This is a genomic window from Marinobacter salexigens, assembly GCF_002806945.1.
GTDB classification, from domain to species: Bacteria; Pseudomonadota; Gammaproteobacteria; order Pseudomonadales; family Oleiphilaceae; genus Marinobacter; species Marinobacter salexigens.
Genome location: NZ_NIHC01000005.1, coordinates 1 through 24,236, shown reverse-complemented (window position 1 = coordinate 24,236; position 24,236 = coordinate 1). Strand labels below are relative to the sequence as shown.

Here is a 24,236-nt window from a genome sequence, read left to right as displayed (position 1 = left end):
GGGCAGCAAATAGCGTCCCGCACCAGTGCCTGTGCCAAAAATAATATTCAGGAACTATGAAGATGCAGAAACGATCAAAACTCGATCCTTATGTGTTCTGGCCAGCTATTGCCGTACTACTGGTCATTACGGCGCTCCTGGTAGGTTTTCAGGACACTGTCGCGCCTGTGATTACGCAGGCGTTAAGCATGATCACCCACCAGATGGACTGGGTCTTCGAATTTCTGACGTTTGGCATCTTTATTCTGTTGCTGTGGTTTGCGGCTGGGCGTTATGGAAAAATCCGCTTCGGTGATGATGCCGCAGGCCCGGCATTCGGAAATTTCAGTTATGGTGCCATGCTGTTTTGCGCCGGGATGGGTACCAGTATCATGTTCTGGTCGATCATAGAGCCGATGTACTACTACCAGGGCCCGCCGTTTCAGATTGAAGGCCAGACTGCCGCAGCCGCCGAATGGGCACTGAGTTACGGGCTGTTCCACTGGGGCGTTTCGGCCTGGGCTATCTACACTCTGCCCACCATCGTGATTGCCTACTCGCTTTACAATAAAGGTAACAAATCGCTCAAAATCTCCCAGGCCTGCAAGGGCGTGCTTGGCAGTAAGGCAGATGGCTGGATTGGTCGCATCATTGATATCTTGGTTATCTGGTCTCTGGTTGGCGGGCTGGGTACCTCGCTGGGGCTTGGCGTGCCGATGATCGCTGCCGGCATTGGCGATCTTTTTGGCTTTGAGCAATCCACTCCGCTGAGTATTGGCATTATCCTGATCTGGTCGGTTATTTATCTGACCAGTGCCACCTTGGGGCTGGAAAAGGGTATCAGTAAACTCAGCAACATCAACGTGTACCTGGCACTTACCCTGGCGATTTTTGTGCTGATTGTAGGTCCTACAAGCTTTTTGCTGTCTTACTTCACCGACAGTTTTGGGCAGATGGCTCAAAACTTTTTACGTATGAGCTTCTACACAGACCCGGTTCACCAGAGCGGTTTCCCTCAGGACTGGACGGTGTTCTACTGGGTATGGTTCGCTTGCACAGCGCCATTCCTTGGCCTGTTTGTGGCGCGCATATCAAAAGGGCGCACCATCAAGTCTGTGATCGTGAACATGCTGGCCTGGGGTACCCTGGGTGGCTGGCTGTATTTTGCAGTGATGGGCGGGTATGCCATGGACCTGCAACTGTCCGGGGCGTTCAATGTTGTGCAGAGTATGGCGGATAACGGCAATGCTCAAACAATTATCAATGTACTCAATACCCTTCCGCTAGCGAAAATTGCCGTACTGTTCTTTGTGGTTCTCGGGTTTATCTTTCTGGCCACCTCGCTGGACTCCGCATCATTTGTATTAGCCTCTACCGCATCCACCTCCGCCGGGGATGGTGAAGAGCCCGCGGTTTGGCACACGGTTACCTGGGGCATACTCATGGCGGTGTTGGCCATATCGTTGCTTTTGATTGGCGGGTTGAAGGTTGTGCAGTCGTCGACGGTTATGGTGGCCATTCCGATACTCATCATTTATATACTTTTGACCGTGTCTATTTTGCGCTGGTTGCGCCAGGATCACGGCCTGCAGGAGGAGCAGTAATGGGCGTTTTTGATGTAGATTACAGCAAAATCCGTGAACGGACCGATCTGCCTTATAGCGTTAAGGTAACGGAGCATACACCCATACCGCTTTCCGACGGTACCGTGCTTTCTGCCAAGCTCTGGCTGCCCGAAGGCCTGGCGAAAGCCCGGGGCGTGGTTCTGGAGTATCTTCCGTATCGGAAAGATGAGTTTACTGCCCTGCGGGATGAGATCCGCCATGGATATTTTGCCGGCTGCGGTTATGCGGCTATACGGGTAGATATTCGGGGTACGGGCGATTCGAGCGGGATTATCCAGGACGAATACCCTGTTCAGGAGCAGGAGGATTGCCTGGAAGTATTCGATTGGATTGCCGCGCAGGAATGGTCTGCGGGCAATGTTGCCATGATCGGCAAATCCTGGGGTGGCTTCAATGGCTTGCAAATGGCGGTCCGCAATCACCCGGCCTTGAAAACCATCATCAGCCTGTGCTCCACCGACGACCGTTATGCCGACGATGTGCATTATCGCGGCGGTACCCTGATGGGTTCAGACATGCTGTGGTGGGCATCCACCATGTTTGCCTATAACGCCCGCCCGCCATTCCCACGGTTTGTTGGAGACCAGTGGCGAGACATGTGGCTGGAGCGCATGGAGAAAACGCCACCCTTTGTAGAAACCTGGCTTGAACACCAGCAGCGCGATGTCTATTGGGAGCAAGGCTCGGTTTGTGAGGATTACAGCGCCATCCGTATTCCTGTGCTCACCATGAGTGGCTGGGCAGACGGCTATACCGATGCAGTCTTTCGGCTTATGGACAATCTCGACGTGCCCAAGCGCGCCATCATCGGCCCCTGGGCCCATGAGTTCCCCGACCTTGCCATTCCAGGCCCCCAGATTGGCTATCTGCAGGAGTGTATAAGCTGGTTCGATCGCTGGCTGGCCACTGACGCCACCAGCGAGCCCCACGAAGACAGCTTTATTGTGTACTTGCAGGACAGCGTGGCGCCCCAGACCAGCTATGACTACCGGGAAGGGCAGTGGGTGGATCTGTTGGCTACAGATATTTCCAGCGTGGATGTAATGGAGTCTTTATCAGGCCAGCAAACGCTGATTAATCGCCAGCACCATGGTATGTACTCCGGTGTGTTCTGCCCCTTCGGTCAGGAGGGCGATCTGCCGGATGACCAGACAATTGATAATGCATTGGCCGCCACCTGGACTCTGCCGGTAGCCGATGAACCCCTCAATTTGCTGGGCAACCCCCGCGTTAATTTGTGGCTGAAGAGTGATCAGCCCACGGGCAATGTGCACGCTCGCTTAACCGATGTGTCGCCCACTGGCGAGAAAACCTACATCACCGCCGGCCAGTTCAATCTTACCCACCGCCATTCCCACGCAAGCCCCGAGGCCTTGCCCGTGGATGAGTGGTTTGATGTGAGCTTCCGGCTGGATGCCATAGGGTATCAACTGCCAGCCGGGCACCGCCTGGAAATCAGCTTGAGCCCCACTTACTGGCCACAGATCTGGCCCTCGGTTTCTTTGGCCAGGCTGGAAGTGGATCTTGATCGTAGCCAGATTCTGGTGCCCCAATGTGCGGAACCTGTGCTGACCGAACTGCCGTTTACTCAGGCTGAAACTGCCAAACCCTTGGAAAAGACCATCCTTCGGGAGGGCAGCCGTACTCGGCAGGTCATCAAATCCCTGACCACTCATGAGTGGGTACTGGACGATTTTTCCGACGAAGGCCTGCGCATGCTGGATCACAATGGCATTACCTACGGCACAAAAAACCACAACATCTGGCGCATCCAGGAGAATGATCCTTTGAGCGCGGTAACCGAGTCAAACTGGGAAGTGGATCTGAGTGATGCTGATATCAGTATTCATGTGGAAACACAGAGCAGGCTTTCCTGCGATGCAGACAACTTCTATCTGGTAAACAGCATGCAGGCCTATGAAGAAGGCAAGGAGGTATTCCGGAACACCTGGGAAAAGACCATTCCTCGCCGTTTCTGTTGATTCCGGGTAGAGTGCTCGAATAAGAGGAGCTAATCCTCAGTTGATCAAGCGAACTCTGGGGAGGGATTCTGCTTCGGCCCAGTTGACTGTTGCCGGCTGGGTATCCTTGTCTGTAAACAGATGCCCGATTTCTGGTACTGCATAACGCAGGTCGCCGCGAGTCGGGCGTTGCTGATTAAACTCGGCGTGGCTTATGCCAACCTCCCAGATGTTATCCGAGCCTTCGCTGGCCCAGCCCTCGGGGCGCAACTCAACCCGCACTTCAGAACCGATAAGGCTGACCGCTTCAATACGCAGTGGCAGATTGGCATGGGCTACAGGCGCTGTAGCAAGGCGTACCTCATGAGGGCGCAGGTAAAGCTGTGCGTTGCCCTGATGTTCAATGCCGGGCACGGTGACCCAGGCGTTGCCCTGATTCAAACGGCTGTGTTGTACCTCGCCCGACAGCACGTTTACCTGCCCGAGAAAATCGAACACAAAACGGCTGTCAGGGCGGGCGTAAAGCTCAGTCGGCTCGTTTACCTGCTCCACATTACCCTGGCTCATGACTACTACCTGATCCGATAGCTCCAGAGCTTCTTCCTGGTCGTGAGTCACGAAAATACTGGTGAAATGGAACTCATCGTGCAAATTCCGTAGCCAGCGCCGCAGGTCTTTACGCACCTTGGCGTCCAGAGCACCGAAAGGTTCATCCAAGAGCAGAATTTTAGGCCGTGTGGCAATGGAGCGGGCAAGGGCTACGCGCTGTTTTTGACCGCCAGAGAGTTGAGCGGGGAAGCGATTAGCCAAGTGTGGCAACTGGATCATTTCCAACAACTCGTTAACGCGCTTCTGAATTTCCGCTTTGGGAGGGCGCTGTTTGCGGGGTAACGAATCCAGGCCAAATGCGATGTTTTGCGCAACGGTCATGTGCCGAAACAGGGCGTAATGCTGAAACACAAAACCGATGTTGCGGTCACGCACGTGCAGTTTGGTTACGTCTTGGCCAGAGAAGGCAATTTGGCCGCTATCAGCAGATTCCAGACCAGCAATAATGCGTAGCAGTGTCGTTTTTCCGGAACCTGATGGCCCCAGTAGTGCTGTCAGTTTTCCCTCAGGTATATCCAGAGAGACGTTGTTGAGCGCCTGAAATTTGCCAAAACGCTTGCTGATGCCATCAACAGTGATAGTCATTACGCTGTCTCCTCTGTTTGCAGACGATTCAAAGTGCGTGTCTGTCGCCATTCCACGAAACCTTTAACAGCCAGCGTAAATACGGCAATACCGGCCAGTAATGAAGCGCTGGCAAACGCGCCAACGATATTGTAATCCTGATACAACAGCTCCACGTGCAGGGGGAGGGTGTTGGTTTGCCCGCGGATATTGCCAGACACCACCGATACCGCACCAAACTCGCCCACTGCCCGAGCGTTGGTGAGGACCACACCGTAAATCAGCGCCCACTTGATGTTGGGCAGAGTGATTGTGCGGAATATCCTCCAGCCAGAGGCGCCTAGCACCACACCGGCTTCTTCTTCCTCGCTGCCTTGCTGTTGCATGAGCGGGATCAGTTCGCGGGCAACAAACGGGCAGGTAACAAATACGGTAACCATCACAATGCCAGGCCAGGAAAACATCAGCTGCATGTCGTAATCAGCCAGCCAGCTGCCAACCCAACCATTGCGACCGTAAAGCAGAAGGTACAACAAGCCGGCCACAACCGGAGATACCGCAAACGGAATATCAATCAGAGTGATCAGTAACTTGCGGCCGGGAAAACGAAAGCGTGTAACAAGCCAAGCCAGTGCAGTACCAAAAACCAGGTTAAGAGGTACGGTAAGCGCAGCTACAAACAGTGTGAGGCCAATGGCATGTAGTGTGTACTGATCCGTTAGATTATCTGCCAGGGTTCCCCAGCCAGCACCCAATGCCTCAACAAAAATCACGAGTAAAGGCACTATTAACAAAGCCAGTGCCACAGCTACAGCAATGCCGATCAACAGCCATTTTATTACCGGGGTGTCGCCAACACGGCGGTGCCGGGAAGATTGGGAGGCATTCATGAAACTAGCGCCCCTCTACGCGTTTAAGGTAACGGGCTTGCCAAAGGGTGATTGCAAAAAGCATCACCAGCGACACCATCAACACCACAGACGCTATGGCGCTGGCCGCTGCATAGTCGTATTCCTGCAAGCGGACAAAAATCATCAGGCTAGTGACTTCGCTTACGTAAGGCATGTTGCCTGCAATAAAGATAACGGCACCGAACTCACCCAGGCTGCGGGTAAACGACAAGGCCACACCAGTCAGCAGAGCCGGCCAAAGGGCAGGAAAGATTACCCGTCGAAATACCAAGCCATCGCTGGCGCCAAGGCTAACAGCCGCCTCTTCGTCTTCAGGGGCGAGCTCTTCCAGTACCGGCTGAACCGTTCGTACTACAAAAGGCAGGCTGGTAAATGCCATGGCTACAACAATGCCTACAGGCGTAAAGGCAACCTCAATGCCCAGCTTGCTCAGCCATTGACCGTACCAGCCGTTTTCTGCAAACAGTGTGGCGAGAACGATGCCGGCGACAGCTGTTGGTAACGCAAATGGCAAATCAACTACTGCATCAATCAGGCGCTTTCCAGGGAATTCATAACGCACCAGAACCCAGGCCAGAAGCAATCCGAAGAGGCCGTTAAACAATGAGGCAGCTAGCGCTGCCAAAGCAGTAACTTTGTAAGAGGCGACTACACGTGGGTCGGTGATCACAAACCAGAACTGATCGAAGCTCATGGCAGAAACTTCCATCACCAGCCCGGTCAGTGGAAGCATCAAAATCAGGCTGATAAACAGAAGCGAAATACCGAGGCTCAAACCGAACCCCGGTAGTACCCGCTTGCTGCGGTTTCCGATCCGTGGCCAGCGCTGAGAGATCACAGCGCTGGCTTGGTTAGCCGTGGACATGAATTACCGCCGGCGCTGCAGTTGGTCGAGCTTGCCGCCGCTGGCAAAGTGCTCTTTAGTGGCGTTTTCCCAGCTGCCAGCAATGGCGTCGATGGGCAGCAGCTTTACTTCTGGAAAGCGGTCTGACGTTTCCTGCTTCACCGTCTCATCGTGAACCCGGTAGTTGAATCCAGCCAGCAGGCGCTGGGCGTCTTCGCTGTACAGGTGCTCCAAGTAAGCTTTAGCAAGATCCTCGGTTTTGTTCTGCTTCACGTATTCGTCGATCCAGGTAACCGGGAACTCTGCCAAAAAGCTTACCTTGGGTGTGACAACTTCATATTCACCATTGTCGTAACGGTCGGCCAGGTTCAAAACCTCTGATTCAAACGTCAGCAGAACATCACCAATCTCACGCTCGATAAACGTGGTGGTTGCACCGCGTCCACCGCTGTCGAATACCTTCACGTGAGAAAGGAAATCCTGCAGGAAGCTGTCAATTTTCTTCTGGTCGTCGCCAAAGCGGTCTTGAGCATAACCCAGTGCTGCCAGATAGGTGTAGCGGCCGTTGCCTGAGGTTTTCGGGTTGGGCATCACCAGGGCCACATCTTCTTTAATCAGATCGTCCCAGTTTTGAATGTTCTTCGGGTTACCCTTGCGCACCAAAAAGGCCATGGTGGAGTAGTAGGGCGAACTGTTGTTAGGCAAACGCTCAGCCCAGTTCTCTGGAATCAGGCCGCCACGGGCGTGCAGGATATCGATGTCGGTAACCTGGTTGAAGGTTGCTACATCAGCTTTCAAGCCCTGGATGATGGCCTGTGCCTGCTTTGAGGAGCCCGCGTGAGATTGGCTGACTTCAAGCGTTTCGCCGGTTTTCTCTTCCCAGTACTGGTTGAAGTGCACGTTGTAAGCAGCAAACAGTTCCCGGGCAATGTCATAGGAGGTGTTAAGCAGTTCACGGTCGGCGGACACCGCCGGTTGTGCAAAGAGTGAAGCGCTTAGCGCAAGACCGGTGACCAGGCCTTTGAGTTTACTTGGCATGACAATCCCCTAAACCAGATGATTTGATGGGAAGTAATCTAACAAAGGCAGCTTAAAGCTTGAAAGAATATTAAATCATTTATTCATATCTTTATGGAATAAGGGGGTGCAGCGATTCAATATCGACAAAGGGTATATCTTCGGATGCGCCCTTTGTCGTTAAAATATGGTCGGGAGGGTAGGGAGTGAAGTTGTTTTATGCGCTTACTCATCCATTCTCACCCGTCTTGATCTACCACATTCGCCAGTGCTCACCGGTAATATTCTCGCTAGTGCAGGCTTGTTTGTTCGCCAGGCAGGTGCAAGAAACCTGGACTAATATACTAAGCACGGTGGTTAAGTTTGTTTATCAAGTAAATCTTCGTAAGGTTTTTCGCTGATGTTCAGATTAACAATGCAATTTGGAGATGGCTTCATGCTTAAAAAATATATTATATCCAGCTTGCTGTTGGCCGGTCTTGGTCTGACGTCTCTGGGCGTGCATGCAGCCTGGACGCTCGACTCAGAGAGCTCGTCACTGCACTTCGTATCGATCAAAAACGGTACAACCGCCGAAATACATAGCTTTGCAGAGCTGCAAGGGAAGGTTGGTGATGATGGAAAGGTGAATGTGGTTGTTCATCTGGATAGCGTTGACACTGACATTCCGATCCGCGACGAGCGCATGCGCGAGATGCTATTTGAGACGGACACAATGCCAGTAGCCACAGTGACTGCCCAGATTGATGCTGCAGCATTCGAGCAAATGCCGGAAGGTACTGCTGAAAGCAAAGACGTTCGCCTGACGCTGTCGCTGCACGGTCAGGTGCAGGATTACGACACCCGCATGAAGATTGTAAAACTAGCCAACAGCGGCGTTGCCGTCAGCACTGAACAGCCGTTGCTGGTTGAAGCGAAAGCCTTTGGCTTTGTTGGAGCTATTGAAGCCCTGCGCGAAATTGCCGGGTTGTCGTCTATCGCAACAGCAGTCCCGGTGACGGCAAACCTGGTGTTTCGGGTTTCGGACTAAAGTGCTGGGGTAGGCATAAGTTCGTACGACGTTGCAAGTTACGTGTCAGCACAGAGTGAAATTCGGCGGGTTGAGGTAGTGGCAGCGTAGAAGGTTTCGAGTTTTTATTGAGTTGGTTTTGCGCTGCCAAAAAAACAAAAAAGCCAGATCACCTGTAAGTGTCTGGCTTGATTGGGGAATTTGGTCGGGACGGTAGGATTTGAACCTACGACCCCTTGCACCCCATGCAAGTGCGCTACCAAGCTGCGCTACGCCCCGATTCGCTAACGTTCGCCGTTTCAAAGCTGAGCTTTGCTGGCGAGTGCCATTGAGACTTAAAAGAGGAATCTCAGTGGCTTAGCGGGAGCGAAGTCTACACTAGCCCAAGATGAAAATAAACAGGCACAGTGAATTTCGCTCTAAAATTTCTAACGTAGCTTGGTTTCCCTGAGTTTTTGGACGAATTCCGGTGGGTCAAAGCTATCGGGTTGCGAATCGGCCCAGTATTTATCGAAGACTGCCATGCCGGTTTTCCCTTCAAGCAAGGCGCCGGGTTCCAGAAAGGGAAACAGATCTATGTATGAGTGCACCACTGTTTTCGATACGCGGCGCACAATGTGCTCAGGACCGAGTTCCGAGGTATCGCGTAAGCCGGCGGCTTCCAGAAGATTTTGCAGGGCCTCCATAGTGTTTTTATGGAAGTTGTATACTCTTTGGCTTTTATCCTCTACGTCCAGCTTCTTTCCCCGCCTCGGGTCTTGGGTAGCTACACCGCTTGGGCATCGGCCAGTATGGCAATTCAAGGCTTGAATGCAGCCCAGTGAGAACATGTAGCCACGCGCAGCGTTGCACCAGTCTGCGCCCAGGGCGAGCGTGCGGGCAATATTGAAGGCTGAGGTGATTTTTCCGGCAGCACCGATGGATATGTCTTCTCTCAGGTTGGTGCCCACCAGCGTGTTGTGCACAAGAAGCAGTGCCTCAGTCATGGGAGTGCCGATACGGTTGATGAACTCCAGGGGAGCAGCGCCTGTGCCACCTTCTCCCCCATCTACTACGATAAAGTCCGGCTTTCGGCCAGTCTCAAGCATGGCTTTTACAATTGCGAACCACTCCCATGGGTGGCCGATAGCCAGTTTGAAACCCACTGGCTTGCCTCCTGAAAGCTCACGCAATCGGTCCATAAATTCAAGCAGTTCAATCGGTGTGGAAAAAGCCGAATGTTGGGGAGGGGAAACGCAATCCTCACCGACCGACACGCCTCGGGCTTCGGCAATTTCCGGTGTGACTTTGGCCCCGGGTAGAATGCCGCCATGGCCCGGTTTCGCACCCTGAGATAGTTTGACCTCTATCATTTTTACCTGATCGAGCGTGGCGTTTTTCCTGAACATCTCAGGGTTGAATGTTCCGTCTTTGTTGCGACAGCCAAAGTAGCCGGAGCCAATTTCCCAGACCAGATCGCCACCGGGTTGTTTGTGATAGGTGGAAATGGAGCCTTCACCCGTATCGTGGTAAAAGCCACCCATTTTTGCGCCAGTGTTCAGGCTGAGAATTGCGTTTGCAGAGAGAGCACCAAAACTCATGGCTGAAATGTTAAAAATACTTGCGTTGTAGGGTTTGGCGCAGCGTGAGCCAATTTGCACGCGGAAATTGCTATCCGCGATTTTGGATGGCCTCAATGAGTGATTGATCCACTCGAAACCATCTTCGTACATTTTAAGCTGTGAGCCGAATGGGCGCTTGTCGAGCACATCTTTTGCACGCTGGTAAATAATGGTGCGTTGGTCTCTTGAGAATGGCTGTTCGTCGTTATCTGACTGGATAAAATATTGGCGAATTTCCGGGCCTATGGATTCGAATAAGTAGCGAAAGTGAACCATGATCGGGTAGTTGCGGCTGATCGTGCGCTTCTTCTGCAGCAGGTCGTAAGTGCCAAGAGTGCTCAGAGCACCAAAGATGACAGGGAAGATGTAGCCTGCCTTGAAGTGCAGGCTCAGAACCAGAGAAACAAGAAAGCCAGCAATGCTTATCACATAGGCTGAGTAGCGCATCGGAAATGTGGATGTTTTCTGCATGGGTTTCTCGCTTGATTCCTTAAGGGTTGTGAATGGCTCGGATCGTTTCTCTCAGATAGCAGTATATCGATACGGCGGCTGGCGGATAGTCGACCGCTGGCGTTTTTGGCTTTTACTGCTCTGCCTTTGGTCTATGCTAAAAGTGTACATGCTGTGCTTTTGATGTTTTGAGCTCAAAACATTAACATGGCGCGTCGGTAACATTTGAACCCGGATTATGACGAATTTCCGATACTAAATTCAGAATCAGGAGGCGCCATCACGTGGGCGACGTAATTAAAGACGAGTATCAAACAGATTACGTAGCCGGCCAGGATAACGTAAGACCATTCGGGCTGGATCTGCACGCACCTGTATTTCCGATTACTTCAATACTGGTGGTGATTTTTGTCGTTGGGACCCTCATGTTCCCCACAGCGGCTAACGAACTGCTGGTTGGGACAAAAGACAGCATCATCGAAAACTTCGACTGGTTCTTTCTGCTGAGTGCCAACGTATTTGTTGTGGTGTGTATTGCATTGATTTTTATGCCTGTGGGTAAGATTCGCTTGGGCGGAATGGATGCCAAGCCTGATTTTTCTACCCTTTCCTGGTTTTCAATGCTGTTTGCCGCAGGCATGGGTATTGGCCTGATGTTCTGGGCTGTGGCAGAGCCTGTTGCTTATTACACCGATTGGTTCGGTACGCCGTTCGGGGTTGAGGCCAACACGCCTGAAGCGCGCAAGCTTGCCATGGGCGGAACTATGTATCATTGGGGCCTTCACCCTTGGGCTGTGTACTCTATTGTTGCGCTTTCTCTGGCGTTCTTTGCGTACAACAAGAATATGCCGCTAACCATTCGTTCGGCGTTTTTCCCGCTTTTGAAAGACAAAGTTTGGGGCTGGCCGGGCCATATCATCGATACTCTGGCGGTTGTGGCCACAATTTTTGGCTTGGCGACATCCCTCGGGTTTGGTGCACAACAGGCCGCCTCTGGCCTTAATTACCTGTTTGGCATGGGTTCCGGCATCAACGTTCAAATGGCGATCATTGTTGGTGTAACGGCTGTTGCACTGATTTCGGTTCTGCGGGGTCTTGATGGCGGAGTCAAAGTACTGAGCAATATCAACATGTCGCTGGCGGGGATTCTTCTGTTTTTCGTTATTTTTGCCGGCCCCACCATGAGTATTCTGGAAAATCTCTGGGCAACGAGTTCCAGCTATGTAAGCAACGCGCTGGCGTTCAGTAACCCGTTCGGACGTGACGACGAGGCCTGGATGCGTGGTTGGACTGTGTTCTATTGGGCATGGTGGATTTCCTGGTCGCCATTTGTAGGCATGTTTATCGCGCGGGTTTCCAAGGGACGGACGGTTCGAGAGTTTGTGACAGCTGTGCTGATTATCCCCACCATTATTACCGCAGTATGGATGAGTTCCTTTGGTGGTGCAGCGCTTGAACAAATTGATCAGGGCATTGGTGCATTGGCAGAAGAGGGCATCACTGAAGTGTCTCTGGCTATGTTCCAGATGTTTGCAAACCTTCCGCTGACAGAAATTCTGTCGTTTGTCGGGATTGTGCTGGTGCTGGTGTTTTTCATAACCTCATCGGATTCCGGTTCGTTGGTGATCGATAGCGTGACTGCAGGTGGTAAAACGGATGCACCCACTGCACAGCGTGTGTTCTGGGTGATTATGGAGGGCGCTATTGCCGCTGCGCTGATCTTCGGCGGTGGCGCAGATGCGTTGAGCGCTATCCAGGCTTCTGCTGTGAGTGCCGGGTTACCGTTCACGGCGATTCTGCTGATCATGACCTGGGGCTTGCTGAAAGGCTTGACCCATGAGCGCAAGTTGCTGATCGCAAGAGGCGAGATGACATAAACAGCAAGGCATAAAAAAACCGGAGCTTGTCTCCGGTTTTTTTATGCCTGGTATTCAGGGATTAAAGGCTGGCGAAGGTTTCCATAGCGTAATTCGCGCGCTCTCTGGGTGTGAAGTGGGGGCGCTTGAGGCTTTCAACTGCTCGCAGTCTTGGCAGCAAGCCGCGGCCATTAGCCATTTGGATTGCCAGGCCAGGTCGGGCATTCAGCTCAAGCAGCAGTGGGCCATCGTGGGCATCCACTACTAGGTCAACACCCATATAACCTAAACCAGTTGCTTCGTAGCAACGCGACGCCATCTCCAGCATCTCGTCCCAGGCATCAATATTGATGTTTTCCAGAGGCAGGCCAGTATCAGGGTGGAGTGTAATGGGGCGGTTGAACTGCACGGCGTTCAGGCTTTTGCCTGTGCCCAGATCCAAACCCACGCCCACTGCGCCCTGGTGCAAGTTTGCCTTGCCATCAGATGCCGTGGTGGCAAGGCGCAGCATAGCCATAACCGGGTAACCCTGGAACACGACGATGCGGATGTCAGGAACGCCCTGATGTGAATAGCGGGCCAGTGACTGATCGGACTCCACCAAGTCTTCAACAATGGCGACGTCTGGTGTGCCTGCCAGAGAATAAAGGCCGGCCAGAATGTTAGTCAGGTGTCGTTCCAGCACCGAAGCGCCAACGCGAGCGCCCGAAGCTTTCACATAGCCGTCGCCATCCCGGCCGGTGATCACTGTAATACCTTTGCCGCCAGATCCCTTTGCGGGCTTGATGGCAAAGCCTGCCAGCCCTTCAGCCATCTCCCTGAAGCGAGAGATTTCATGCTGGTGTTTTACAACTTGCAGCAGCTTTGGTGTTTTTACGCCGTATTCCGCAACAGCCAGCTTGGTTTTGAGTTTATTGTCTACCAGCGGGTAGGACGAACGCTCGTTGTAACGAGCGATATAATCCACGTTACGCCGATTCATGTTCAACATGCCCAGGCGGTTCAGTGCGCGCGGAGAGATCCAGTCCATATCAGTCGTAGACCTTCATTGCGGTAAAGCGTTTGAGCTCGCTGAGCTTGTAGCCGGTGTATTGACCCATCAATAGAATCAGCCCCAGAATTGTCAGGTGCAGTTCGGGGAAGTTGAATGTGAGGTGGCCTGCAAGGGGCGCGCTCATTAATAAGTAAGCACAAATTGCAACGAACAGACTGCCAGAACCTTGCACCAGTACCTCTTGGCCGCCTTCCTCTTCCCAAAGAATCGACATTCGCTCAATCGTCCAGGCGATGATCACCATAGGAAAGAAGGTTACGGTCATACCTGTATTGAAACCCATCTGGTAACCAAAGATGCTCAGGCCTGCGGTAATGAAAATAACCAGAATAATCAGGGCAGATATCCGTGACACGAGCAGTAAGTTCAAGCTCGAGAGGTATCCGCGCATTGCCAAACCAATAGACACCACCGAAAGGAAGGCAACGAGGCCCGGTACCAGTGTGGTTTGAACAAATGCCACGGCAATCAGTACCGGCATGAACGTACCCGAGGTTCGGATGCCAATCACGATGCGCATGAAGGCCACCACAAGCGCCCCGAGAGGCAGTAGCAAAAGCATGCGGAACATGCTCTGCTCTTCAATCGGAAGCTCATAGAAGCTCAGAAAACCCAAGCCGTTGCCATCAGATTGCATGGCGGCTAGCTGGAGCGCTGGTATGGTTTGGCGGAGTATGGAGAAACTGATCTCGGAGTTATCTCCGCCCACAACATCGAGCAAAGATTCAGAGCCTTGCCGCCAAAGCAGCAGGTCATCGGGAACGCCCTGAGCAGCAGTTTTCGGATTCAGGGTGAGCCATCGTTCCCCATTATATATTTGCAGGAAGGGCGTTAGTTGCTGCCTCCGGCGGGCGTCCTCAAGCTTCAGGCCATCGGCCGTGCGCGCAGGAATGCCGGAGTGGTTAAGCATATTAACCAGCAACTGGAGGTAATTGTCCTCAGATACGAGAAGCGTTGTGTTCTGAACGCGGGTGTCTGGCTGCATTAGCCGAATCAGTTCCCGTGTCATGCTTTCTGGAGTGCTTGAGCGAGCTTCCGCCTGCGCCAGAATTTCCCGCACAGCGGTGGCTTGGGGCTCCTCCCAGAAGAGACGCCTGGTTTTTGGCGGCTGGGCTGGAGGGATGGGCTCTGCCCCGGGGTCGGGTATAAATTGTGCCTTGAAGTACAGAGTTTGCGGGCCCGCTACTTCTCGTTTTGTCCACTCAGCGCGCCGGCTACCAGACTTATCGATGATCGAAAAGCCATAACCTGGCGATGCAGCCTGCTCTGTGAGAATTCTGAATCCGGGCGGTTGCTCGGGAACGTTAAGGCTTGCAACTACGGGTTGATTAGAGCCATTAAAATCTACCCGGGCTTCAACCATCCACACCGGGTGTTGCTCCCCGGTAAGCCAGGGAATGCCCAGTTCAACGTGCCGCCAAACGGCGAGTGAAATACCTGCAGTAATCAGCAGAAAAACAGCGATATAAAACGGTAGGCGGGAGGGGCTGCTCACGGTTAATTCCCGTTGTCGTTATCTGTGCGAATTGATTCAGGCAGCTCTGTCGCATACTCCTTGCCGACATCAATCAGCATGACATCCCGCAGTACGTTGCGGCCGATAAGCGCCTGGTATGTGAGGTTGCTCCTGTCTGAAAGCGTAAACTCTGCTACTTGTTGGTGGTCGCCAATTGAGAACTGAAGTTCCACAACTACCCGCCGTTCAGCGCCTTCTGCGCTTGCCTGTATCACCTTTACACGCCGGGAAATCTCTTTCTCGAGGGTAACAAATTCTTCTGAGCCAGGAACAGGCACATCAAAGCGAACCCAGTTGCTGCCGTCGCGCTCGAAGCGGGTAATGTTGCGTGCGTCGATGGAGGACGTTTCAGCACCGCTATCAATACGTGCCTTGTAAATCAGGCCGGGGCCAGCCAGATAAAAGTTTTCAACTTCACCAACAATCACTTTGCCTTTGAGTCGATCAGCCCGGCCCTTTGTTCTGTCACTGTCCGGGCATGCTTTCTGGGCCGGAATGGGCGGACAAGAAGGTTTGGCAACTTGTGTTGCAATGGCTTCCAGCACTTTTTGCGTTGCGGCGTCGTTATGCTCCAGCAACGTGTTTTGGCGAACCGTCGCGTTGTTTTCCATGGTGACAAGTGTCGCACGCTGGGTTTGTACCGAGTTGCTGAGTTCGCCCAAGTCGGATTTGGGAACCATGAAATACTTGTCTGCCGAGCAACCCGTAAGCAGAACAGCGCCTGCTAAAACCGCAACGGACAACGTCGATAGACCAGCTCGCAATTGTTTAGAACGCATGAATAACCTCTGAGCCGGTTGCCGGCCACACTTGGAATGGAAGTAAGCGTGACGGTTTGAAAAATAATAATGGAGAACATCCGGGGCAGGAGTATACAACAACCGACGTGTGTATTTGCTTTACAGTTGGTTAAGGGAGAGATGCCATCTACGGACGTAACTGCTTAGCGGAACAGGAAGTGGTTGGTGCCGAGAATCTCGTCGGAACGTAAATATTCCTGAATAACCGGTGAGCAGTTGAGGTAAAAAAGAAGCAGCTCTTTTTGTACGTCCTGGTCCTGAACCCTGGCGGCAAAAACGATAAGGTCGCGTATTGCGTCGTCAGTGCCTGCGGCATCTACGTCGGGACTTTTTCCGTACCGGCTTTTGAGAAGGGCAGTAAGCCTCTCAAGATGGAACTCGCCTGTGTGGGTGATGTGAGGGAGAAGCCTGAAATCGTCTGAACCATAATAGTCAGGATCGCTTTCTCCGCATCCACTGAAGGGATTGGCTGTCTGTCGAAAATCAGCGCCCAGCTTTCGCCAGAGTTCTTTCAGCATGGTCATTAGTCCAGTTTGGTTCGGTACCGGCTTCAAAAGCCGTTAAAAAAGCGTAATCCATTATTTTTGGGCGATACAGACTCTTTTAATGGATATTACGGTGCGCGTCCAGAGCTGGATCTGGGCGCATTACCAAATTGCCAAGCAATCGTGATACAGCCCGTGCATGTGCCTCATAGCAAAAACCGCCGGCGAAAAGGCTGTTGCGTTCCTATAGAATGTAATACGTGAGTAAGCTCACGTTAATCCGGACAAATACTGAACGTATCAGAGGAGTTTTGCCTGTGCCCGATGCCGTCAGCGACTTTGTGGTGTCCCGGCCAGAGATGATGGCTGCATTGGTAGGCCTGCTGGTTGCAGTTTTGGTTGGTATTTCGGGGCTTAGGGCAAGGGTCAGGGCGGAGCGCCGGGTTGCAGGCCTGCAATCTGATGTTGCAGCTCACAGCCGGCGAATCGAAGAACTACTGGAAGAGCGCCAAAGTCAGGAGGCGAAGATTGACGCACTTGGGAGTGAGTTGAATGAGGCCCGTGCGCTATTGCGAGAACAGCAGGTGGTACTGAAGGAAGAGCGGCGATCGGCAGCGGAGAAGCTTGCATTGCTGGAGCGCAACCGGGATACGCTGAAGCAAGAGTTCGAAAATCTTGCTAACCGGATCTTTGAGCAGAAAAGCGAACGTTTTACTCAGCAAACCCGAACAAACATCGATACTCTTCTCAATCCCTTTCGTGATCAGTTACAGGACTTCCGAAAGCGGGTAGAGGATGTTTATACCACAGAAACCCGGGACAGACAGGCGCTTCGCAGCGAGATAAAGTCACTGCAGGATCTTAATCGTCAGATTACTGAAGAAGCTGCCAATCTTACTCGGGCCCTTAAAGGCGACAAGAAAATCCAGGGCAACTGGGGCGAATTGATTCTGGAGCGGGTTCTGGAGAAATCCGGGCTGCGTAAAGGCATTGAATACGATACCCAAGGCAGTTATCGGGATGCCGAAAACCAGTTGCTCCGGCCGGACGTGGTTGTGCACTTGCCAGATAGCCGCAACCTGGTGATTGATTCTAAAGTGTCGCTTGTGGCTTACCAGAAGTGGGTTACGGAAGAAGACGAGCGCGCCAGAGAAGGGGCCCTTAAAGAACACGTGGCAGCCGTGCGCAGTCACATTGTCACCCTCAGTGAAAAAGATTATAGCCAACTGGGCGGCTTGCACTCACCAGATTTTGTTTTCCTGTTTATGCCCATAGAGCCGGCCTTTGTGGCGGCTTTTCAGCAGGACGAGAACCTCTTCTCGGAAGCGTTTGAACGAAAGATTATTGTAGTAACACCAACAACACTGTTGGCAACCCTGCGCACAGTTGAAAACATCTGGCGCTATGAGCGACAGAGTCAAAATGCGCGTTTAATTGCGGAGCGTGCGGGCGCGGTTTATGACAAACTCAGGGTATTCGTGGAAGCCATGGAGCGACTCGGTGGTCAACTCCATACCGCGCAGGTGACCTACGACTCGGCCATGAACACACTTACCCGGGGCCGCGGCAATCTTGTATCTCAAGCGAACCGATTTGTTGAGCTTGGTGTTCGAGTGAAAAAAGAGCTGCCAAAAGCCATTATGGATCAGGCGGAGGTGGATTCTGAGCAGGAAGAGCCCCGCAAAGAGCCGGATTCGGAAAAACAGGCAATTGGTGCAGATAACGATCAGGAGTAAGTACCATGGCAGTAGGTTTGGGGAACAGCCGATTACCGGGTTGGGCGTTAAAAGGCCGCAAGCTGGCCAGCGTGGCGATTATAGTTTCGGCGCTCATGGCGGGCCAGGCAGCCGCATTGGCACCGGAGCATGAAACCCGGCGGCTGATGCTGGCCACTGAGGAGGCGGTTAATGCTGAAAGCTGGGGCGAAGCCAGTGAGTATCTTAATCGTTTGCAACTACTGGATGTGGAAAAGCCGGCTGATTACTACTACTACCGTGGCAGGGTGATGCTCCAGTCTTCTCACTTTAATGAGGCTCAGTCGGCGCTAGAGGCTTATGTAACCAAGGCGGGAGTGGAGGGAAGCCATTACCAGAATGCCTTGAAACTCATCACAGACATTGAGCGTGCGCGAAAAGTACAAACCCAGGTGCCTCAGGCTGATGGCGAGGCCAGAGTTGCGGTGATTGAACCGGCTGGAAATAAGCGGGCTGAATCTTTGCGCAAGTTGTATCTGGCAGACACAGACCGCGAAGCGCTGGTGTTGCACCTCAACAGCCTCTTGGGTGTTACAGGATGGCGAAAGGATCAGGCGGTTGTGCGCCTGGACCGGCCGGCGGATATTGAATACCGCCTGAACATCAGCGGAAATGCCATTGCGTATCAGGAGATCAAACGTAACAGCTCTGGTGGCGCTACACGCACAACTGGTCAAATCCCGGTGTTTGGGGTGAACCCGCAGGTGGAATGGCGGTGTGAGCCTGCCTTGGCAACTTGCTGGGTGTACGACCCGCGCGACGGCTCGCGCTTATTCCAGCTTTCGCACAGTCGGAGCCAGGCAGAAGAAGTGGCAGAGACTCTGGGCAGGCTGATTCGCAACTTGCAGGCGCCTTCAGGCTCTTAGCTCTTAGTGCTCGGTTTTGAGGTTGCCCCGCTCGCCTTCGCGATAGGCGCCCGGGGTAACGCCTGTCCATTTCTTGAAAGCCCGGTGGAAGGTTGAGGGCTCTGTGAAGCCTACCTTCTCTGCAATATCGTTAATGGACAGTTCTTGCCGGCTTAAATAGTAAATCGCCATATCCCTGCGCAGTAAATCCTTGATCTCCTGAAACGACGTGTTCTCCTGCTTTAGCCTGCGGCGCAGGGTTTGTGGGCTTGTGTGCATCTCGCCCGCAATCCACTCAAAGTCGGGTAGGGGTTTTGAAAAGTCGCGGCCGATGAGCCCTCTGATTCGCCCGGTGTAAGTGTTGCTTTCATCCGGGCGGGAGAGCAGGTCGGCTGGCGAGGTTTTCAGGAACTGTAAAATTTCCGGTTTGTCCCTGATAACAGGTGCCGAAAGAAAGCGTTTATCGAAGGTAAGCGCAGTGCAGTCAGAGTCAAACTCCAGAGGACAATGGAAAATATGGCGATACTCATCGCCATGAGCAGGCCTGGGGTAATTAAACTCGGCTTTCTCCAACTCTACTGGTTGGCCTACCAGCCAGCTCCCCAAACGGTGCCAGATAACCAGAATGCTCTCGCGCAAAAAATAATCCGGGTCGTGAATCTCGCCTTCAATACGGGACACCAGTTGCGCTTTCTGCCCGCCGGCTTTCAGTTCCATTGTGACCATGGGATCAAACAGCCGGGAAAACCGGTAGGCGCGCTGATAAACCGCTTCCAGCGTCGGGCAGTCGATAACCAGAGCACACATAGTGGCAAAGGTGCCGGCCCGAGCTCGCCGTGGGCCCATACCCAGGAACTCATCGTCCATGCGGCTCCATGCAATCTGCAACAGCGAGCTGAACTGATCGCTATTAACCCGGGCCATTTCAATGCGCAAAAGGTCCGGGGAAATGCCCGCATCCCGTAGCATTTTTCCGGTATCCAGCCCCAAGCGTTCAGCGCCAGACAGGGCAGCCTGCACAAAGTGCCGTGAAACGGTTAGATCAGACATTTCTTTCGCAATCCCTTTGAAACCAGACCCATCATAAAACCCCCTAGTCACAATGCAACCCAAGCCACTGTAAGAATTGGCTAATCGTTATGGCGCAACAGGTGGTTGGCCCTGTTGCCAAAAACATGCAGCATGGGGTGACCAAGAACAAACTATCACTTATTAAGGAGAACTCTATGGCTGGCCCGCTGACTTCAATGAAAATTTTGGACTTCAGCACACTACTGCCCGGACCATACGCCACCATGCTTTTGGCAGATATGGGCGCGGAAGTGCTGCGAGTAGAAGCGCCAGACAGGGTAGACCTTACCCGTGTGATGCCGCCCCACGATGCTGGCGTAAGCACTGCCCATGCATTTCTCAATCGGGGTAAGACGTCACTGGCGCTCAACCTGAAAAAAGAAGGCAGCAGGGAAAAGATTCTGGAACTGGTGAAGGATTACGACATAGTGATCGAACAGTTTCGCCCCGGTGTTATGGACCGGTTGGGCATTGGTTATGAAACCCTGAAAGCCATCAACCCCAAACTCATCTATTGTGCAATCACAGGCTATGGCCAGACAGGCCCATACAAAGACCGGGCAGGGCACGACATAAACTACCTCTCCATAGCCGGCGTTAGCAGCCATTGCGGCCGTGAAGACAGCGGCCCCCCACCCATGGGCATCCAGATTGCGGACGTAGCTGGCGGCTCCCACCACGCAGTAATGGGCATACTCGCAGCGGTGATCCATCGCCAGCAAACCGGAGAAGGGCAGTTTGTTGATATCAGCATGACCGACGCCGCCTTCGCGCTCAACGGTATGGCCGGTGCCGCTAACCTGGCTGGTGGCCAGGAGCAGAAGCCCGAGGGCGCCATGCTCAATGGTGGTTCTTTCTATGACTACTACAAAACCCAGGATGGCCGTTGGCTATCTGTAGGAAGCCTGGAGCCACAGTTCTCCACAAGGTTGTGCGATATTCTTGAGCTGGCGGATATGAAGAGCTTTGCCCTGAGCCAGAACCCTGAGCACCAGAAAGCATTCAAAGCTGCGCTGAGTGAAAAGATACAGCAGAAAACGTTGGAGCAGTGGCAGGCTATCTTTGCTGATGTGGATGCCTGTGTGGAACCGGTCTTGACGATTGCTGAGGCGGCTGAACATCCTCAGTTAAAAGCCAGGGATATGGTGATTGGCGTTGATCGTGGGGATGGGACGTTGCAGAGGCAGATTGGGTTTCCGATTAAGTTTGAGAAGACGCCTGCGGCGACGACGCGGATTGGCCAGCCTTTGAAGAAATAGGCAGGGAAACCTAATTAGAAAGTATGATTTGTGAGGCAAGTAAATGAATAAGGGTTCAGTTTCCACAAGCATCTGCTAGGTTTAGTAGTGTCGCCATTCATGGCGAATCCCGTATTAACAATTATAAAGGGCCACTATGAAAACCATAAGAAATCGAGCCGCGAAACTATCGCGCGGCGCAGCGCTTGTGCTTTTGGGAGGCACAATGATGACCGGCTGCTTCGATGGCAGCAGTTCATCATCTGGGCCTTCTGAGCCTGAATTGAATACCAACCTCTTTCCGGCAGATGGGAAGCTGGAGGCCACGATCCGCAGAACGACCGGAGGTGTGCCACACATCAAGGCAGACAACCTGAAATCTGCTGCATTTGGGCATGGATACGCCCAGGCGCAGGATAATGTTTGCTTATTGGCTGAGGCCATTGTTAAAGCCCGGAGTGAGCGGGCCAAGTATTTTGGGCCTGGGCCTGGAAAGATAAATATCATCAACGATTTTAGCTATAAAGCTCAGAAAATATTGAGCGGCGCTGAAGAGGAGTACTCGCAACTAAGCCCTGAAACCGGAGCGATGATTGAAGGGTTTACCGCAGGCTATAACAAGTATGTGAGCGAGACGGCATCAGCAGAGCTGCCGCTGGAGTGCAGGGACCAACCTTGGGTAAAGGAAATTACCCCGGTTGATTTGTTCGCACACTATCGAATCGTAGGTCAGTATGCCAGCGGCGCATTATTTGCCACCGGTGCTGTCTTTCTTGCTGTACCAGATGGCGACTCCCCGCAGCCTACGCAGGTGATGAGCGTAACGGACAGCGCGGATGACACGCTGAGCAAAGAGATGAAGCGGGTTGTTGCCAGTGCCCGAGTAAATGCAGGTGCTCAGACTGACTACCAGGATATCGGTTTGGGCAGTAATGCCTGGGGTATTGGTGGCGATATGTCGGAGCAGGGTAGAGGTGCATTGCTCGCTAACCCACACTTCCCCTACACCGGCCATCGCAGACTGTATCAGGCTCAGTTGACCGTTCCCGGGTATTTGAACGTCAACGGTGCCGGATTGCTGGGAACAGCGATCCCCCTGATCAACTTTAACGAGAATCTGGCGTGGTCCCATACGGTAACCACCAGTCGCCGCTTTACACTTTACGAATTGACTCTAAAAGATGGTGACAACTTTACCTATATAAAAGACGGTAAAGAGAAACCTATTACATCAGAAACTTATCAGATTGAAGTGAACAACGGCATGCCTACGCCAACGGTGCTTGAGAAAACTTTCTATTTCTCAGAGTATGGCCCGATGTTGGCGGCAGATGTTGTCACCGACGGTGGGTTGAGCGCTTGGGGGGCTAACGGCAAGGCTTATAGCTATCGTGATGCCAACGCCAGCACCAAAAAACTACTCGATACTTGGCTGAAAATGAGCCGCGCATCTGATCTGGGGGAGTTTAAGGCAGTTTTTCAAAATTGTGGTAGCACACTTTGGACGAACTCGACCTACGCTGATGATCAGGGCAATGCCTACTACATTGACAGTAGCTCGGTACCGAATCTATCAGCTGCATCGCTCGCCGTTGTTGATTTCAAACGATCGGTAAACGCGGGCTACAACGAACTGTTTGAAGGGGGACTCACGCTTTTAGACGGGAGTACATCACGTGATGACTGGATTGAAGGCCAGTGCAACGGCATAGTGCCATTTGACCAGCGCCCGCAGTTGACACGTAAAGACTGGGTTCAAAACTCCAATGACAGTTATTGGGCAACTAACCCGAGCGAGTTTCTGACGGGATTCTCGCCCCTGTTCGGTTCAGAGAAAACGCCGCTAAACCCGCGTACACGCATTGGTATTACCATGCTCCAGAATCCGATGGAGAAGGGGTTTGCTGACCGCGCTCCAGCAGGCCAAGACGCCAAGTTTGGTGCAATTGACCTGATCAAGGTCATCTACAACAATCGTACTTGGTACTCCGACATGTTTCTGAGCGAACTCAGAGCCCGGTGTGCTGCTATAGGCACTGATCCTGTCAATCTGTCAGGAGGTGGAGCTCGCGATGTAGATGAGGCTTGTGGCGTACTGAAAAACTGGGACGGTGTATATAATACTGACAGTGTTGGAGCCCACGTATTTCGCGTTTTCATCGCGAATTACCGCAATGATTTTGCGGACGACTTGACGGTACCGTTCGATGCAGCCAACCCTGTTGCTACGCCGTCTACACCCTCGCAGACCGCCAAGGGTACCGAAAATGATGTAATGCTAGTTGCATTGGCAGATGGGTTGGAAGCACTGGATTCTGTGAATATTGCCTACAACGCTGCTCTTGGTGATGTTCAATACTACCAGCCATCGGGCGGCGTGCCCCCAGGCGGGATACCAGTTGAGCTTGGCGGTTCTTACGCGTGGCATGGCGGAGATGGTTCGATCGATGGTGCTTTCAATGCCATTGGTGTTGTAACCAGTCCGGTTGCTGAAGACACTGTATTCCCGAGAGTTGCACCAAAGACCCTGCCAAATACCGCAGGCCTATCTGAACAAGCTGATATTGGATGGCAGATGGCCCGTGGAACCAGTTGGCACTTTGGCCTGGAATTTACTGACGAAGGCCCTGTAGCTTTCGGGCTAACCAGCTACTCTCAGTCATCAGACTCAGGCTCGCCCCATTTCACCGACCAGAGTCAGCGCTACTCCGATAAAAATTATCGCCAGCTCTGGTTTAGTGAGGCGGACATTCAAGCGAACCTTCTGGCAAATGGGGAGGTCACCATCAGCCAATAATTTGTTGACGTGCATAGCCACAAGGGGACTAAGGCTGCCCCCTTGTGGTTGCTTCATCGCACTTTACCGGTGCGGGTCCTACCAACGCTATCTTGCATTTTCCCAGGACGTCTCATTCCCCAAACAGTAGCGTAAGCGTCCGCCCATCACACCTTGCTAATGCTCATAGGCTTCCAGTTGTGCGGTAGCAGTTCATCAATGGCGTTGTTTTTCTGCGTTGGCAGTTTCGTCAGAATATCTTTCAGATAGG

At 52.7% G+C, this 24,236-nt stretch carries 19 protein-coding genes and 1 tRNA gene; 8 read left to right on the top strand and 12 right to left on the bottom strand.

The window, feature by feature from the left end; translation table 11 throughout:
• Positions 1 to 62 precede the first annotated feature (62 nt).
• Positions 63 to 1,583, top strand: a complete 1,521-nt coding sequence (locus tag CDH47_RS10360) for a BCCT family transporter (RefSeq protein WP_100639817.1) — start codon at positions 63 to 65, stop codon at positions 1,581 to 1,583.
• Positions 1,583 to 3,586, top strand: coding sequence for a CocE/NonD family hydrolase (locus tag CDH47_RS10355; protein ID WP_100639816.1), 2,004 nt, complete (start codon positions 1,583 to 1,585; stop codon positions 3,584 to 3,586). Before CDH47_RS10360 ends, CDH47_RS10355 begins: the two co-directional genes overlap by 1 nt.
• 36 nt (positions 3,587 to 3,622) lie before the next feature.
• On the opposite strand, the gene CDH47_RS10350 is transcribed toward CDH47_RS10355, so the two are convergent.
• The 4 genes from CDH47_RS10350 to cysP are packed head-to-tail and all read right to left on the bottom strand — an operon-like array spanning position 3,623 to position 7,531.
• Positions 3,623 to 4,759 carry a sulfate/molybdate ABC transporter ATP-binding protein gene (locus CDH47_RS10350; protein WP_100639815.1) on the bottom strand — a complete coding sequence of 379 codons (1,137 nt, stop codon included), beginning with the start codon at positions 4,757 to 4,759 and terminating at the stop codon, positions 3,623 to 3,625.
• Complete coding sequence (gene cysW / locus CDH47_RS10345; RefSeq protein ID WP_100639814.1) at positions 4,759 to 5,628, bottom strand: sulfate ABC transporter permease subunit CysW; 870 nt, start codon at positions 5,626 to 5,628, stop codon at positions 4,759 to 4,761. Before cysW ends, CDH47_RS10350 begins: the two co-directional genes overlap by 1 nt.
• A 4-nt stretch (positions 5,629 to 5,632) precedes the next feature.
• Positions 5,633 to 6,463 carry a sulfate/thiosulfate ABC transporter permease CysT gene (gene cysT / locus CDH47_RS10340; RefSeq protein ID WP_420843683.1) on the bottom strand — a complete coding sequence of 277 codons (831 nt, stop codon included), beginning with the start codon at positions 6,461 to 6,463 and terminating at the stop codon, positions 5,633 to 5,635.
• 54 nt (positions 6,464 to 6,517) lie between these two features.
• Positions 6,518 to 7,531 carry a thiosulfate ABC transporter substrate-binding protein CysP gene (gene cysP / locus CDH47_RS10335; protein ID WP_100639812.1) on the bottom strand — a complete coding sequence of 338 codons (1,014 nt, stop codon included), beginning with the start codon at positions 7,529 to 7,531 and terminating at the stop codon, positions 6,518 to 6,520.
• A gap of 415 nt (positions 7,532 to 7,946) precedes the next feature.
• Between cysP and CDH47_RS10330 the strand changes: the two genes are divergently transcribed.
• Positions 7,947 to 8,540 (top strand): YceI family protein, encoded by a 594-nt coding sequence (locus CDH47_RS10330; protein ID WP_161494486.1) that lies wholly within the window; start codon positions 7,947 to 7,949, stop codon positions 8,538 to 8,540.
• Positions 8,541 to 8,721: 181 nt separating this feature from the next.
• Here CDH47_RS10330 and CDH47_RS10325 read toward each other — a convergent pair.
• Positions 8,722 to 8,798, bottom strand: a tRNA-Pro gene (locus CDH47_RS10325).
• Between the two features lie 149 nt (positions 8,799 to 8,947).
• Positions 8,948 to 10,591 (bottom strand): FMN-binding glutamate synthase family protein, encoded by a 1,644-nt coding sequence (locus tag CDH47_RS10320; RefSeq protein WP_100639810.1) that lies wholly within the window; start codon positions 10,589 to 10,591, stop codon positions 8,948 to 8,950.
• A gap of 263 nt (positions 10,592 to 10,854) precedes the next feature.
• Here CDH47_RS10320 and CDH47_RS10315 point away from each other — a divergent pair, with 263 nt between their 5' ends.
• The gene (locus tag CDH47_RS10315; protein WP_100639809.1) at positions 10,855 to 12,447 is read left to right on the top strand and encodes a BCCT family transporter; all 1,593 of its coding nucleotides are present in this window, start codon (positions 10,855 to 10,857) and stop codon (positions 12,445 to 12,447) included.
• Between the two features lie 61 nt (positions 12,448 to 12,508).
• Here CDH47_RS10315 and CDH47_RS10310 read toward each other — a convergent pair whose 3' ends face one another.
• From CDH47_RS10310 to CDH47_RS10295, 4 genes are all read right to left on the bottom strand, one after another.
• A complete protein-coding gene (locus CDH47_RS10310) occupies positions 12,509 to 13,456 on the bottom strand; it encodes an alpha-L-glutamate ligase-like protein (protein WP_100639808.1) in 948 nt (315 codons plus the stop codon).
• Between the two features lies 1 nt (position 13,457).
• The gene (locus CDH47_RS10305; RefSeq protein WP_100639807.1) at positions 13,458 to 14,975 is read right to left on the bottom strand and encodes an inactive transglutaminase family protein; all 1,518 of its coding nucleotides are present in this window, start codon (positions 14,973 to 14,975) and stop codon (positions 13,458 to 13,460) included.
• A gap of 2 nt (positions 14,976 to 14,977) precedes the next feature.
• Positions 14,978 to 15,775: an ATP-dependent zinc protease family protein gene (locus CDH47_RS10300; RefSeq protein ID WP_239985720.1), complete on the bottom strand. Its 798-nt coding sequence runs from the start codon at positions 15,773 to 15,775 to the stop codon at positions 14,978 to 14,980.
• A gap of 164 nt (positions 15,776 to 15,939) precedes the next feature.
• Positions 15,940 to 16,314 (bottom strand): hypothetical protein, encoded by a 375-nt coding sequence (locus CDH47_RS10295; RefSeq protein ID WP_100639805.1) that lies wholly within the window; start codon positions 16,312 to 16,314, stop codon positions 15,940 to 15,942.
• A 326-nt stretch (positions 16,315 to 16,640) separates the two neighbouring features.
• On the opposite strand from CDH47_RS10295, the gene CDH47_RS10290 reads away from it, so the two are divergent.
• Entirely contained in the window at positions 16,641 to 18,017 is a 1,377-nt protein-coding gene (locus tag CDH47_RS10290; protein WP_420843682.1) for a DNA recombination protein RmuC, read from the top strand.
• A 5-nt stretch (positions 18,018 to 18,022) separates the two neighbouring features.
• The gene (locus CDH47_RS10285; protein ID WP_239985718.1) at positions 18,023 to 18,901 is read left to right on the top strand and encodes a hypothetical protein; all 879 of its coding nucleotides are present in this window, start codon (positions 18,023 to 18,025) and stop codon (positions 18,899 to 18,901) included.
• A gap of 3 nt (positions 18,902 to 18,904) precedes the next feature.
• Here the strand turns inward: CDH47_RS10285 and CDH47_RS10280 are convergent, their stop codons facing one another.
• Complete coding sequence (locus tag CDH47_RS10280) at positions 18,905 to 19,930, bottom strand: AraC family transcriptional regulator (protein ID WP_100639804.1); 1,026 nt, start codon at positions 19,928 to 19,930, stop codon at positions 18,905 to 18,907.
• A 176-nt stretch (positions 19,931 to 20,106) separates the two neighbouring features.
• Between CDH47_RS10280 and CDH47_RS10275 the strand changes: the two genes are divergently transcribed.
• Together CDH47_RS10275 and CDH47_RS10270 are read left to right on the top strand one after the other, a co-directional pair.
• Complete coding sequence (locus tag CDH47_RS10275) at positions 20,107 to 21,210, top strand: CaiB/BaiF CoA transferase family protein (protein ID WP_100640176.1); 1,104 nt, start codon at positions 20,107 to 20,109, stop codon at positions 21,208 to 21,210.
• Positions 21,211 to 21,415: 205 nt separating this feature from the next.
• Positions 21,416 to 23,986 carry a penicillin acylase family protein gene (locus CDH47_RS10270; RefSeq protein WP_239985717.1) on the top strand — a complete coding sequence of 857 codons (2,571 nt, stop codon included), beginning with the start codon at positions 21,416 to 21,418 and terminating at the stop codon, positions 23,984 to 23,986.
• 146 nt (positions 23,987 to 24,132) lie between these two features.
• Here the strand turns inward: CDH47_RS10270 and CDH47_RS17810 are convergent.
• Positions 24,133 to 24,236 (bottom strand): transposase domain-containing protein (locus tag CDH47_RS17810; RefSeq protein WP_239985745.1); only part of this gene is annotated, 104 nt, incomplete at its 5' end.

Coding starts and splice junctions, on each gene's coding strand:
- CDH47_RS10360 (WP_100639817.1), top strand. CDS start 63: ATGCAGAAACGATCAAAACTCGATCCTTATGTGTTCTGGCCAGCTATT.
- CDH47_RS10355 (WP_100639816.1), top strand. CDS start 1,583: ATGGGCGTTTTTGATGTAGATTACAGCAAAATCCGTGAACGGACCGAT.
- CDH47_RS10350 (WP_100639815.1), bottom strand. CDS start 4,759: ATGACTATCACTGTTGATGGCATCAGCAAGCGTTTTGGCAAATTTCAG.
- cysW (WP_100639814.1), bottom strand. CDS start 5,628: ATGAATGCCTCCCAATCTTCCCGGCACCGCCGTGTTGGCGACACCCCG.
- cysP (WP_100639812.1), bottom strand. CDS start 7,531: ATGCCAAGTAAACTCAAAGGCCTGGTCACCGGTCTTGCGCTAAGCGCT.
- CDH47_RS10330 (WP_161494486.1), top strand. CDS start 7,947: ATGCTTAAAAAATATATTATATCCAGCTTGCTGTTGGCCGGTCTTGGT.
- CDH47_RS10320 (WP_100639810.1), bottom strand. CDS start 10,591: ATGCAGAAAACATCCACATTTCCGATGCGCTACTCAGCCTATGTGATA.
- CDH47_RS10310 (WP_100639808.1), bottom strand. CDS start 13,456: ATGGACTGGATCTCTCCGCGCGCACTGAACCGCCTGGGCATGTTGAAC.
- CDH47_RS10300 (WP_239985720.1), bottom strand. CDS start 15,775: ATGCGTTCTAAACAATTGCGAGCTGGTCTATCGACGTTGTCCGTTGCG.
- CDH47_RS10295 (WP_100639805.1), bottom strand. CDS start 16,314: ATGCTGAAAGAACTCTGGCGAAAGCTGGGCGCTGATTTTCGACAGACA.
- CDH47_RS10290 (WP_420843682.1), top strand. CDS start 16,641: ATGATGGCTGCATTGGTAGGCCTGCTGGTTGCAGTTTTGGTTGGTATT.
- CDH47_RS10285 (WP_239985718.1), top strand. CDS start 18,023: ATGGCAGTAGGTTTGGGGAACAGCCGATTACCGGGTTGGGCGTTAAAA.
- CDH47_RS10280 (WP_100639804.1), bottom strand. CDS start 19,930: ATGTCTGATCTAACCGTTTCACGGCACTTTGTGCAGGCTGCCCTGTCT.
- CDH47_RS10275 (WP_100640176.1), top strand. CDS start 20,107: ATGGCTGGCCCGCTGACTTCAATGAAAATTTTGGACTTCAGCACACTA.
- CDH47_RS10270 (WP_239985717.1), top strand. CDS start 21,416: ATGATGACCGGCTGCTTCGATGGCAGCAGTTCATCATCTGGGCCTTCT.